The 11696-nt window shown below is 68.3% G+C and carries 11 protein-coding genes; 8 read left to right on the forward strand and 3 right to left on the reverse strand.

From position 1 onward, the window contains the following. Positions 1-2: 2 nt before the first annotated feature. Complete coding sequence (locus tag BLW05_RS01205) at positions 3-1034, reverse strand: aldo/keto reductase (protein ID WP_093158674.1); 1032 nt, start codon at positions 1032-1034, stop codon at positions 3-5. A gap of 38 nt (positions 1035-1072) precedes the next feature. Then, on the reverse strand, positions 1073-2254 hold the full coding sequence (locus BLW05_RS01210; protein WP_093158676.1) for an MFS transporter: 1182 nt from the start codon (positions 2252-2254) through the stop codon (positions 1073-1075). Positions 2255-2346: 92 nt separating this feature from the next. Here BLW05_RS01210 and BLW05_RS01215 point away from each other — a divergent pair, with 92 nt between their 5' ends. The 8 genes from BLW05_RS01215 (at position 2347) to BLW05_RS01250 (ending at position 10214) form a co-directional block, all read left to right on the forward strand. Further along, positions 2347-3267, forward strand: a complete 921-nt coding sequence (locus tag BLW05_RS01215) for a LysR family transcriptional regulator (protein WP_093158679.1) — start codon at positions 2347-2349, stop codon at positions 3265-3267. Next, positions 3264-3887 (forward strand): paraquat-inducible protein A, encoded by a 624-nt coding sequence (locus BLW05_RS01220; protein ID WP_093158681.1) that lies wholly within the window; start codon positions 3264-3266, stop codon positions 3885-3887. Before BLW05_RS01215 ends, BLW05_RS01220 begins: the two co-directional genes overlap by 4 nt. 58 nt (positions 3888-3945) lie before the next feature. Beyond that, complete coding sequence (locus BLW05_RS01225; protein WP_093158684.1) at positions 3946-4632, forward strand: paraquat-inducible protein A; 687 nt, start codon at positions 3946-3948, stop codon at positions 4630-4632. After that, a complete protein-coding gene (locus tag BLW05_RS01230) occupies positions 4629-6239 on the forward strand; it encodes a PqiB family protein (protein ID WP_093158686.1) in 1611 nt (536 codons plus the stop codon). Before BLW05_RS01225 ends, BLW05_RS01230 begins: the two co-directional genes overlap by 4 nt. Continuing rightward, positions 6236-6868, forward strand: a complete 633-nt coding sequence (locus tag BLW05_RS01235; RefSeq protein ID WP_093158688.1) for a PqiC family protein — start codon at positions 6236-6238, stop codon at positions 6866-6868. The genes BLW05_RS01230 and BLW05_RS01235 overlap by 4 nt, the downstream gene beginning before the upstream one ends. 16 nt (positions 6869-6884) lie before the next feature. Continuing rightward, positions 6885-7427: a methylated-DNA--[protein]-cysteine S-methyltransferase gene (locus BLW05_RS01240; protein ID WP_093158692.1), complete on the forward strand. Its 543-nt coding sequence runs from the start codon at positions 6885-6887 to the stop codon at positions 7425-7427. A 149-nt stretch (positions 7428-7576) separates the two neighbouring features. Continuing rightward, complete coding sequence (locus BLW05_RS01245) at positions 7577-8782, forward strand: multidrug effflux MFS transporter (RefSeq protein ID WP_177142529.1); 1206 nt, start codon at positions 7577-7579, stop codon at positions 8780-8782. Positions 8783-8786: 4 nt separating this feature from the next. Then, on the forward strand, positions 8787-10214 hold the full coding sequence (locus BLW05_RS01250) for an MFS transporter (RefSeq protein WP_093158694.1): 1428 nt from the start codon (positions 8787-8789) through the stop codon (positions 10212-10214). 2 nt (positions 10215-10216) lie between these two features. Here the strand turns inward: BLW05_RS01250 and BLW05_RS01255 are convergent, their stop codons facing one another. Next, a complete protein-coding gene (locus BLW05_RS01255; protein ID WP_093160350.1) occupies positions 10217-11671 on the reverse strand; it encodes an alpha/beta hydrolase in 1455 nt (484 codons plus the stop codon). Positions 11672-11696 lie beyond the last annotated feature (25 nt).

The following is an 11696-nucleotide window of genomic DNA, read 5'->3' on the forward strand; positions in this document are numbered from 1 at the left end:
GCCTACACCGGCAGCGGGCTGCGCTCCGAGAACTGCCCGTTCCAGTACGGGTAGTACGGATAGGGCGGCGTCACCGCGCTCGCGGCATCGAGCCGCGCGACCTGCCCGGTCGTGAGTTCCCAGCCGGTCGCGCCGAGGTTCTGCTTCAGCTGCGCCTCGTCGCGCGCGCCGATGAGCACGCTCGAAACCGTCGGGCGGCGCAGCAGCCAGTTGAGGGCGATCTGCGGGATCGACTTGCCGGTCTCTTCGGCGATCTGGTCCATCGCATCGATCACGCGGTAGAGCCGCTCTTCTTCGACCGGCGGGCCGAACGCGGCGGTGTCATGCAGGCGGCTGCCGTCGGGCAAGGGTTGGCCCCGACGGATCTTGCCGGTGAGGCGGCCCCATCCCAGCGGGCTCCAGACGATCGCGCCCACGCCCTGGTCGATGCCCAGCGGCATCAGCTCCCATTCGTAGTCGCGGCCGATCAGCGAGTAGTAGGTCTGGTTCGCGACATAGCGGGCGAGGCCGCGCCGCTCCGACGCCGCGAGCGACTTCATCAGCTGCCAGCCCGAGAAGTTCGATGCGCCGATATAGCGCACCTTGCCGGCACGCACGAGGTCGTCGAGCGTGCCCAGCACGTCCTCGACCGGTGTCATCGCGTCGAAGGCATGCAACTGGAGCAGGTCGATGTAGTCGGTACCGAGGCGCTTGAGCGCCGCGTCGGTGGCCTTGACGATGTGATGGCGCGACGAGCCCACGTCGTTCGGCCCATCGCCCGAGCGAAGCGACAGCTTGGTCGAGATGATCGCCTTGTCGCGGCGGCCTTCGAGTGCGGCGCCGAGGATCGATTCCGACGCGCCGTTCGAATACACGTCCGCCGAATCGAAGAGATTGACGCCGGCGTCGAGGCAGATGTCGACGATGCGCCGCGCCGCAGCCACGTCGGTGCGGCCCCAGGCGCCGAAGAGCGGGCCGGTGCCGCCGAAGGTGCCTGTGCCGAAGCCGAGTGCCGGCACCTTGAAGCCGGAGTTGCCGAGATAGCGTTGTTCCATGTGGTTCTCCATTGATCGAAGAAGGGGTTCGGCGGATGTCAGGCGCCGACGCTCGCGCAGTCGGGCAGGGCGACGCGCCGGTCGAGCGCGCGGCTCCAGAGGGCGATGCCGAGCCCGCCGAGAGTGAACAGGGCGGCGGTCCATCCCAGCGCCTCGAGGCCCGGGCCGTGGTCGATCACCATGCCGCCGGCCCATGCGCCGAGCGCGTTGCCGAGGTTGAAGGCCGCGATGTTCAGGCTCGATGCCAGGTTCTGGCCCGCACCCGCGGCCTTTTCCAGCACGCGCATCTGCATCGGCGCGACCGTCGCGAACGAGGCGATGCCGAGAAGCAGCACGAAGAGCACGGCGGTGGTCGGGGTGTGGATCAGCCATTGCATCGCGCCGAGCGCCACGGCCAGCGCGAGCAGGGTGCCGATCAGGGCGGGCATCAGCGCGCGGTCCGCGAGCCGGCCGCCCAGCAGGTTGCCGATGGCGAGCCCGCCGCCGAAGACCAGCAGGATCGGCGACACCGACGATTCCGCCACGCCGGTGACTTGCGTCAGCAGCGGCTGGATGAAGGTGAAGACCAGGAACACGCCGGCGAAGCCGAGGATGGTGACCGCGAGGCCGAGCAGCACCTGCGGCCGGCCGAGCACCGCGATTTCCTCGCGCAACGGCGCTTGCTGGCCGTCGGCCCGGCCACGCGGCACGAAGACTGCGAGCACCGTGAAGGCGATGACGCCGATCAGCGCCACGGCCCAGAAGGTCGCGCGCCAGCCGAAGTGCAGCCCGAGCCACGCGCCGGCCGGCACGCCGAGCAGGGTGGCGGCGGTCAGGCCGGTGAACATGATCGAGATCGCCGAGGCGCGGCGCTCCGGCGGCACGAGGCCGGTCGCGACGACCGAGCCGACGCCGAAGAACGTGCCATGCGCGAGCGAGGTGATGACGCGTGCGGCCATCAGCATGTCGTAGTTGGCGGCCAGCGCACAGGCGATGTTGCCGACGGTGAAGATCGCCATCAGCGCGAGCAGCACGGTCTTGCGCGGCACGCGGCGCGTGGCGATGGTCAAGAGCGGCGCGCCGACCGCCACGCCGACGGCGTAGCCCGAAATGAGCAGGCCGGCGGTGGCGATGGAGACATGAAGATCCGACGAGACCTGCATCAGCAGGCCCATGATCACGAATTCGGTGGTGCCTATTCCGAAGGCACCGGCGGTGAGGGCGAGTAGAGCGATGGGCATGATGTCCCGTACTGTGCGGGCGCGGTCGCTTCGTGACTAGAATGCGCGTCGGATATAGAGCTGTGAACTGAAGTCACAAATCTCGAATCGCCATGCCCCGTATCGAAGTCAATCGCTCCGGCGAGATGGAAGCTTTCGTCCAAGTGGTCGATCGCGGCAGTTTCTCGGCCGGCGCCCGTGTGCTGGGGATGACGCCCTCGGCGGTCAGCAAGCTGATCCTGCGGCTGGAAGGGCGGCTCGGCACGCAACTGGTGCATCGGTCGACCCGCAAGCTGCAACTCACGCCCGAGGGGCGCAACTTCTACGAGCGCAGCGTGCGGGTGCTGGCCGACATGGACGAGGCCGAGCGCTGCGCCGCGGCGGGCGCACTGCCGCGCGGGCGGGTGAGCATCAACGCGAGCGTGTCTTTCGGGCACCATGTGCTGGCGCCGCTGATCCCGCGCTTCACCCGTCAGCATCCCGAAGTGACGCTTGATCTGTCACTTACCGACCGGGTGGTCGATCTGATGGAGGAGCGCGCGGACGTCGCGATCCGCTGGGGCGAACTGCCGCCGTCCGATCTGGTCGCGCGCCGCCTGGGCACGACGCGACAGGTGATCGTCGCCTCGCCGGCCTACCTGTCCCGCTACGGTACCCCGCGCACGCCGGAGGAGCTCGAAGCGCACAACAGACTCGGCTACACCCGTCATCGAAGGTCGGCCGAATGGGCGCTGCGCGTGGACGGCCGCACGATCGAGATCCCCACCGTCGGCAATGTGCGCGTGGCCGATGGCGAAACGCTGCGCGTGCTGGTGGTCGAGGGTCTCGGGCTCGCCAGACTGTCGCGCTACCACGTCCAGGGCGACATCGACGCGGGCCGCCTCGTGCCGGTGATGGAGGAATTCAATCCGGGAGACGTCGCCCCGATCCATGCGGTTTATCTGGGAAAGGCCGGGAGGCTTCCGGCGCGGGTACGGGCCCTGCTTGACTTTCTTGTCGCCAACGTCACCGACAATGGGCGACCCAGACCATGAAAGAAATCCCCGACGCCATCGTCTGCGAAGGTTGCGACGCGATCTACCGCCGCGTCGCGCTGCACCCGCGCGAGGTGTCGCGCTGCCCGCGCTGCGGCACCGAGCTCGACCGGCACGCCGGCGACCAGAGCGCCCGCATCCTGCCGCTCACCGTGGCCTGCCTGATCCTCTTCGCGATCGCCAACCTGTTCCCGATCGTCGAGATCGAGCTGCAGGGCCTGTCGAACGAAACCACGCTCGCCGGGGCGGTGGTCGCGCTCTCGTCCGAAGGCATGTCGCCGGTCGCGTTGCTGGTGCTGGCGACGACGATCCTCTTTCCGTTGCTGCAGCTGTGCATCCTGGCCTACCTTCTGGTGCCGATGGCGTACGAGCGCCGGCCGGCCGGCTTCGGCGTGCTGGTGAAGCTGCTGCAATCGCTTCGGCCCTGGGGCATGGTCGAGGTGTTCCTCCTTGGCGTGCTGGTGGCGATCATCAAGCTGAGCAGCATGGCGCAGGTCATCGCCGGCCCCGCGCTCTGGGCCTTCGCGGCGCTCACGGTGTTGCTGACAGCGGTGATTTCGTTCAACCCGCGCGCCTTTTGGGAAATGGCTTTCGAGCCCCGTCCGGAACAAGAGCAATGAGCGCTGCCCGGCCGCCCGAAGGCGCTCGCACCGCAGTGCGAAGCACGGAGGTTCCCCAATGAGCGAGCCCGATCCCCTGGTGCCCGTCGAAACCGCCGCGCAGTGCGGGCTCAAGAGCTGCCACCACTGCGGCTCCGTGTGGGAAGGCGCTGCGGAGGGCGAACCCTGTGCGCGATGCGCCACGAAGCTGCACAGCCGCAAGCCCGACACCTTCAATCGCACCTGGGCCTACCTGATCGCGGCGGCCCTCCTTTACCTGCCGGCGAACATGCTGCCGGTGATGATCACCAAGAGCCTGTTCGGCACGCAGCAGGACACCATCCTGAGCGGCGTCATCTACTTCTGGGTCTCGGGCGCGTACGGGCTCGCGGCGCTGATCTTCATTGCGAGCTTCCTGGTGCCGCTCTTCAAGCTGACGGCGCTGACGCTGCTCACCTACCTGTCGCAACGCGGCAGTGACTGGCGGCAACAGGAGCGCGCCAGGCTCTACCGCATCCTCGAAGTGATCGGCCGCTGGTCGATGCTCGACGTCTTCGTGGTGGCGCTGCTCGCCGGTCTGGTGCGCATCCATGGGTTCGCCGAGATCACCGCGGGCTTCGGCATCGCCGCCTTCGGTGCGGTGGTGGTGCTGACCATGCTCGCATCGCTGAGCTTCGACCCGCGTTCCACCTGGGACGTGCGAGACGCACCCGCTCCCGAGGACAGCGCCGAGGACGACATGAAAAGAAGTGGAGAAACCGCATGACGACACCCCCGCTGGCCGCACCGGCGGTCGCGAAGCGACGCAACTGGCTGCCGTCGCTGATCTGGCTGATCCCCATCGTGGCGGCGCTGGTCGGCGTGACGCTGGTCGTCAAGCTCCTGATGGAGCGCGGCCCCGAGATCGTGCTGACCTTTCGCACGGCCGAAGGGCTCGAGGCCGGCAAGACCGCGGTCAAGTACAAGGACGTGCAGATCGGCACGGTGCAGAACATCCGTCTTGCGCACGACCGCTCGCACGTGCGCGTGCTGGTGCAGCTCAAGAAGGAAGCCTCGGGCTTCACCGCCAAGGACACGCATTTCTGGGTGGTGCGGCCGCGGCTCGACACGTCGGGGATCTCCGGCCTCGGCACCTTGCTTTCGGGCGCCTACATCGGCGCGGATGCGGGCACGTCCGAGGAAAGCTCGGGCGAATTCACCGGCCTCGAAACACCGCCCATCGTGACGCGGGATGCATCGGGACGGCAGTTCCTGCTGCGCGCGCGCGACGTGGGCTCGCTCGACATCGGCTCGCCGGTGTACTTCCGCCGCATCAAGGTGGGCCAGATCGCGGCCTTCGAGCTCGATGGTGACGGGCGCGGCGTCACGCTGCGCGTATTCATCAATTCGCCTTACGACAAGTTCGTCGGTGTCAACACGCGCTTCTGGCACGCCAGCGGCTTCGACGTCGAGCTCGGCGCAGGCGGCCTCAAGGTGCGCACGCAGTCGCTCGCGACGGTGCTGCTGGGGGGCATCGCCTTCCAGTCGCCCGACGACGTGAGCGGGCCGGTCGCGCAGGAGAACACCGCCTTCACGCTGTCCGGGGACGAGACCTCGGCGATGAAGGAGCCCGATGGCCCGTCGCAGACCATGCTGCTGTACTTCAACCAGTCGCTGCGCGGGCTGTCGCCGGGTGCGGCGGTGGACTTTCGCGGCGTGGTGATCGGCGAGGTCAAGTCGATCGGCGTGGAATTCGACCGCGACGAGCGCGAGTTCAAGATGCCGGTCGTGATCCAGATCTATCCCGACCGGCTGCGGCGCCGCTCGGCGACCCAGCCCGACCCGCGATACACGCAGCTCGACCGCTGGCAGTTCCTGGTCAGCAAGGGCCTGCGTGCGCAGTTGCGCACCGGCAATCTGCTGACCGGGCAGGTCTACGTGGCGATCGATTTCTTCCCCGAGGTGCCGCCGGTCAAACTCGACATCACGCGCAATCCGCTGGAGCTGCCGACAGCGCCCAACAGCCTGGACGAACTGCAGTCGCAAGTGACCGAGATCGCGCGCAAGCTCAACAAGGTGCCGTTCGACGAGATCAGCGGCGACCTGCGCAAGTCCATTGCTTCGTTGAACCGGACGCTCGTCTCCACCGAGCAGCTGATCAAGGGCCTGAACGACAACGTCTCGCCGGAGATGGCCGCCGCGGTGAAGGACGTGCGTCGCACGCTCAATACGGCCGAGAAGACCATCGCCGACGATTCGCCGCTGCAGCAGGACCTGCGACAGACGCTGCAGGAGATCACGCGTGCGGCCGGTTCGCTGCGCGTGCTCACCGACTACCTCGAGCGGCATCCCGAATCCCTGCTGCGCGGCAAACCGGAGGACAAGCAGAAATGACGAAGAATCCCATCCGCCTCGCTGCAGTGGCGCTCGCAACCACCTGGCTGATGGCTGCCTGCGGCAGCGCTGGCGGGCCGCAGTACTACAGCCTCGCGGACACGGGCCTGCCTGTGCGCGCCCCATCCGCGACGGCGGGCACGCCGGCCTACATCGAGCTTGCGCCCATTTCCATGCCCGAGCGCTTCGCGCGCCCGCAGTTCGTGGTCCGCAAGAAGGACGCTCCGGACAGCCCGGCCGTCGATATCCTGGAGCAGCATCGCTGGTCCTCGTCTTTCGAGGACGAATTGCGTGACGCGCTCGGTAGCGGCATCGCGAGCCGCCTCGGCGCGGTCGACGTGACGAAGACCGGTCGCCAGCGCGGCCAGCCCGCGACTCGCATCGCGGTGCAACTGGGCCAGTTCGACGCCATCGAGGGCAAGCGGGTGGACGCCAGCTTCAGCTGGACCGTTCGCCGCACCGACGAAGGGCCGGCGGCAGGGTGCCAGCTCTCGCTCTCCGAGCCCGTGGGCAGCGGCTTCGATGCGCTGGCGCAAGGCGCCCAGCGCGTGACCGCGAGGCTGGCCGATGCGATCGCCGGCAGCGTATCGGCGCTGAAGGCCAACCAGGTGCCGGCCTGCGCGGTCTGAGCTTTCGGCGGCCGCCATGAACCCGACCGGCCTTGCGCTGTTCGCTACCGCCATCGGCGCGTGCGGCATCGCGTGGGGGCCGCATGGGCTGGTCGGCGTGCAATTGCCTGAGGCAGGGGAGACCGAGACGCGGACGCGCATGGCGCGCCGCTTCCCGACGTTGAACGAGTGCGAGCCGCCACCCGAGGTGCAGCGCGCCATCGCCTCGATACGGGCGCTGCTCGAAGGCGAGCCGTTGGACCTCGCCGAGATCGAGCTGGATCTGGAAGGCGTCAGCGAGTTTCACCGGCGCGTCTACGCCATCGCACGCCGCATCCCGCCCGGCCGCACTCGGACGTACGGAGAGATTGCGGAAGAGCTTGGGGACAAGGGCTTGGCACGCGCCGTTGGGCAGGCGCTCGGGCTCAACCCCTTCGCGCCGGTGGTGCCGTGCCATCGCGTGCTTGCGGCGGGCGGGAAATGGGGCGGCTTCTCGGCACACGGCGGCGCGGCATCGAAGCTGCGCATGCTGGCCATCGAAGGCGCACGGCCGGACAGCGATACCGCACCGTTGTTCTGACGGCACGAACCACGAACCCCGCGGAACCGGCTTCGCCGGGCCGCCGGGGTTGCCCCCTCAAAGGGGGGGCCGAGCCACACGAAGTGGGCGAGGCTGGGGGTTAGCCCCTATTTTCACGGCCCATCGAGAGCTTGGCGACAATCTGCCGAATGACTTCTTCGCGCTTCTTCAGGATCGCGCTCGTGCTGGGCCTCTTGTCGGCCATCGGACCGTTCGCCATCGACATGTATCTCCCCGCCTTGCCCGAGATCGGCAGCAGCCTCGATGCTGCCATCGGGCCGGTGCAGATGAGCCTCACCGTGTTCTTCCTTGCGCTCGGCGTGGGGCAGTTGCTGTACGGGCCGGTGTCGGACATGGTCGGGCGCAAGCCGCCGCTGTATTTCGGGCTGGGCCTGTTCGCGCTCGCGAGCATCGGCTGTGCGCTGGCGACCGGCATCGAGATGCTGATCGCGCTGCGCTTCGTGCAGGGCCTCGGCGCGGCGGCCGGCATGGCGATCCCGCGCGCGGTGGTGCGCGACCTGCATACCGGCAACGACGCGGCGCGGCTGATGTCGCTGCTGATGCTGGTGTTCAGCGTGTCGCCGATCCTCGCGCCGCTGGCCGGCAGCGCGGTCATCGCGCTCACCGGATGGCGCGGCGTGTTCTGGGCAGTCTCGATCGCGGCGGTGATCGGCCTTGCCACCATCGCGTCGGTGCTCAAGGAAACGCGGCCCTCCGAGGAACGCGTGGAAAGCAGCCTGGGCAGCGCGCTGCGCGCCTACGGTGTCCTGCTGCGCGACAGGCACTACCTCGGGCTCGTGTTCATCGGCGCATTCGCGATGGCTGGCTTCTTCACCTATCTCGCGAACTCCTCCTTCGTGATGATCGACCACTACGGCCTGTCGCCCACGATGTACAGCGTGGCGTTCGGCGTCAATGCCGCGGCCTTCTTCGGCGCGGCGCAGCTCAACGGCATGCTGTGCGAGCGCTTCGGCATCGTGCGCGTGGTCAAGACCAGCGTGACCGGCTGCGGCCTCGTGATGACCGCGATGTTCCTCTACTACCTGAGCGGCGGAGACCGGCTCGCGGTGCTCATCGTGCTGTACTTCATCGCGAGTGCGCTGATGGGCTTCGTGATCCCGACCACCTCGGTGCTGGCGCTCGAACAGCACGGTGCGATCGCCGGCACTGCCTCGGCGCTGCTCGGCACGATGCAGATGCTCACCGGTGCGGTGGTCATGACGGTGGTGGGCCTGTTCACCGACGGCCGGCCTTTGCCGATGGTCGCGGGCATGGCAGGCGGCGCCTTGATCGCGGTGGTGCTCGCCTGGATCACGCTCGGAGGCCGTCGGGCGACCCGTTACGCGGCAGGGTGAAGGGATGTCGGCCACCACAGCCTCCGCAGCCGCCGTCGCCGCCCGCGATGGCCTGCCGATGCCGCAGCGCTCGCACGCGATGCTGGTCATCATCCTCGGCCTCGCGGTGTCCGTCCTCGACGGCACCATCGTCAATCTCGCGCTGCCCGGCATCGCGCGAGAGCTGAACGCCGACGCCTCCCATGCGATCTGGGTGGTCAATGCCTACCAGATCGCGACGCTGGTGATGCTGCTGCCGCTCGCCTCGCTCGGCGACCTGATCGGCTACCGGCGCGTGTACCTCGTGGGGATGGCGCTGTTCGCCGCGTCGTCGGTGGTCGCGACCTTCTCGAATTCGCTCGGCATGCTGATCGGCGCCCGGGCGCTCCAGGGCCTGGGCGCGGCCGGGATCATGAGCGTCAACTCGGCGCTGGTTCGGCTCGTCTACCCGCGTGCCCAACTCGGGCGGGGCATGGCGATCAACTCGATGGTGGTGGCCATTTCGTCGGTGGCCGGACCGTCGGTCGCGGCGGCGATCCTCTCCGTGGCTTCATGGCCGTGGCTGTTCGCGATCAACGTGCCGCTCGGCGCGCTGACGCTGGTGCTCGGCATGAAGTCGCTGCCCGTGAGCGAACGCGCTTCGGTATCGGGCTCCCGCTTCTCCGGCCTGGACGTGCTGCTCAACGTGCTGATGTTCGCGCTGATCTTCATCGGCGCCGACCGGCTCGGCGTGCGCGGCGAGCAGGGGCAGGGCATCGGCGTCGGCGCATGGGCGATCCTGCTGGCGGGCGTGGCGATCGGATTCATCTACATCCGGCGGCAACTGTCGCTTGCGGTGCCGCTGTTTCCGGTCGATCTGCTGCGCATTCCGGTGTTCGCGCTGTCGATGGGCACCTCGGTCGCTGCGTTCTGCGCGCAGATGCTGTCCTTCATCGCGCTGCCGTTCCTGCTGCTGGAGACCTACGGCCGTTCGCACTTCGAGGCCGGCCTGCTGATCACCGCCTGGCCGCTGGCCATCGTCTTCATGGCGCCGATCGCCGGCCGGTTGATCGGCAAGTACCCGGATGGCCTGCTCGGCGGCATCGGCCTGGCGACACTCGCGACGGGACTCGCGCTGCTGGCTGCCTTGCCCGCGCATCCGGGCAACGCCGACATTGCATGGCGCATGGTGCTGTGCGGCCTGGGCTTCGGGCTGTTCCAGTCCCCCAACAACCACACCATCGTGACCTCGCCGCCGCCCCACCGCAGCGGCGCCGCCAGCGGCATGCTGGGCACGGCGCGGCTCACGGGCCAGACGCTGGGCGCGGTGATCCTGGCCGGCGTCTTCAGCTTCTGGCCGCCGCATGACGGCAAGGGCCAGGTGATCGCGCTGACGATCGCCGCGTGCTGCGCCGCAGTGGCGGCGGTTTTCAGCACGCTGCGAACCCGCCAGCCGGCCCCTCGCCACGCCTGACGCTACTTGGCCTGAATGACGTCGGCGATCCGATCTGCCATGTAGGGGAAGAACGGATTCGAAGACAGCCGCGACAGCGAATCGAGGCTGACGATCAGCGCCCCGCGTTCGCCGCGCATCGCAAGCGAGCCGAGATTGACGCCGAACTCGTCGGTGTTGTCGGGCCGCATGCCATACAGCGAATCGTTCATCGGGAAGGGCAGTGCGAGGTGCGAGAGCGAGAACACCTCCAGCGGAAATTCCAGGTCCAGCGTGCGCGCCTGCTCGTTGGTCGCGCCGGCTTCGGTGACGCGCTCCACCACCTGCCGGCTGTCGGGCCCGGTGTTGGTGATGATGGTCGAGCGGAAGTTTCTGGGCGCGGCCGGCAGGATGCGGTCCAGCCGCAGGTCGCTGCCCGAGCGCAGCAGCGGGCCGAACTTGACGCTGCGGTTCAGGTCGAAGAGCACCAACTCGCTGCCATTGGCCGGCAGCCGCGCGTAGAGCCCGGTCACGATCGCGCGCGTGCTCACCGTGAAGTCGATCAGCGACTGGAAGGTGAGGATTGGCGGCAGCTTCGCGAGGTTGCCCGCGCTTTCCTCGCGCGCGATGTGGGCGCGCAGGTCGCGTGTGAGCAGAGACGACTGCCGCGCGCCGTTCACCGGGAACGAGTTGTACTTGAAGGGGTTGAACTCCGGCACGATGCCCAACCACGCCGCCTTCGCGAACGCCGGGAAGATCGCCGGCCAGCCGAACACGCCCGCGAAGCGCGAGAGCTCGGTGATGCCGATCATCGGCGCGATGAGGATGACGCGATCGGGTCGCGCGAGGCCCTGGTCATCGAGCCCGTCGAGCGCGAACTTCATTGCTAACGCACCGCCGTTGGAGAAGCCCACCACATGCAGCGGCAGCGGCGCGGGCACGCGCCGGCGCGCTTCGCGCACCGCCAGGCGCGTCGCCTCCGACCAGTCTTCCCAATCGACGCTGGTGAGGCCCGAGGGCACCGTGCCGTGCCCCGGCATCCGGATCGCCACCGCGACGAAGCCGCGATCGCGGTACAGACGCGCGATGTGACGCAAGCTGTAGGGCGAATCGGTGAGGCCGTGCAGCAGCACGACCGCGCCGCGCGGCGCGCCTTCGGGCTCGAGGACATACGACCGGTTCCAGTCCTGCGCAAAGCGGCCCGGGTAGATCACGCTGTCCTTGTAGTAGCGGTTGCTGGGCACCTGAGCGTCGGGTGGCAGCTTCTCGGTGACCTGGGTGCGCACTTCGTCGAAGGCTTTGTTCTCGGCGGCGATGTAGGCGGCCCAGTCGGCCTTGCGCAGCTCGTCGCGAGACAGCTCATGAGGCACGAAGGTGTGCCAGCGCTCGAGCGGCGGTCCGCGCTGCACGTCGTAGGTGCGCAGGGCGATCGCCGTGACGAACACGATGACCAGCACCAGCGCGGTCCATTTCAGGAACTTCAACAATCGGGAAACCATTGCAGCCCTCTCGTCCTTGCGCGGC

Source organism: Variovorax sp. YR216, from assembly GCF_900107745.1.
Classification (GTDB): Bacteria; Pseudomonadota; Gammaproteobacteria; order Burkholderiales; family Burkholderiaceae_C; genus Variovorax.

Bases quoted from the DNA above. Each gene is read 5' to 3' on its own strand.
- BLW05_RS01250 (WP_093158694.1), top strand. From the start codon at position 8,787: ATGTCGGCCACCACAGCCTCCGCAGCCGCCGTCGCCGCCCGCGATGGC.
- BLW05_RS01205 (WP_093158674.1), bottom strand. From the start codon at position 1,034: ATGGAACAACGCTATCTCGGCAACTCCGGCTTCAAGGTGCCGGCACTC.
- BLW05_RS01220 (WP_093158681.1), top strand. From the start codon at position 3,264: ATGAAAGAAATCCCCGACGCCATCGTCTGCGAAGGTTGCGACGCGATC.
- BLW05_RS01235 (WP_093158688.1), top strand. From the start codon at position 6,236: ATGACGAAGAATCCCATCCGCCTCGCTGCAGTGGCGCTCGCAACCACC.
- BLW05_RS01210 (WP_093158676.1), bottom strand. From the start codon at position 2,254: ATGCCCATCGCTCTACTCGCCCTCACCGCCGGTGCCTTCGGAATAGGC.
- BLW05_RS01225 (WP_093158684.1), top strand. From the start codon at position 3,946: ATGAGCGAGCCCGATCCCCTGGTGCCCGTCGAAACCGCCGCGCAGTGC.
- BLW05_RS01230 (WP_093158686.1), top strand. From the start codon at position 4,629: ATGACGACACCCCCGCTGGCCGCACCGGCGGTCGCGAAGCGACGCAAC.
- BLW05_RS01245 (WP_177142529.1), top strand. From the start codon at position 7,577: ATGACTTCTTCGCGCTTCTTCAGGATCGCGCTCGTGCTGGGCCTCTTG.
- BLW05_RS01240 (WP_093158692.1), top strand. From the start codon at position 6,885: ATGAACCCGACCGGCCTTGCGCTGTTCGCTACCGCCATCGGCGCGTGC.
- BLW05_RS01215 (WP_093158679.1), top strand. From the start codon at position 2,347: ATGCCCCGTATCGAAGTCAATCGCTCCGGCGAGATGGAAGCTTTCGTC.
- BLW05_RS01255 (WP_093160350.1), bottom strand. From the start codon at position 11,671: ATGGTTTCCCGATTGTTGAAGTTCCTGAAATGGACCGCGCTGGTGCTG.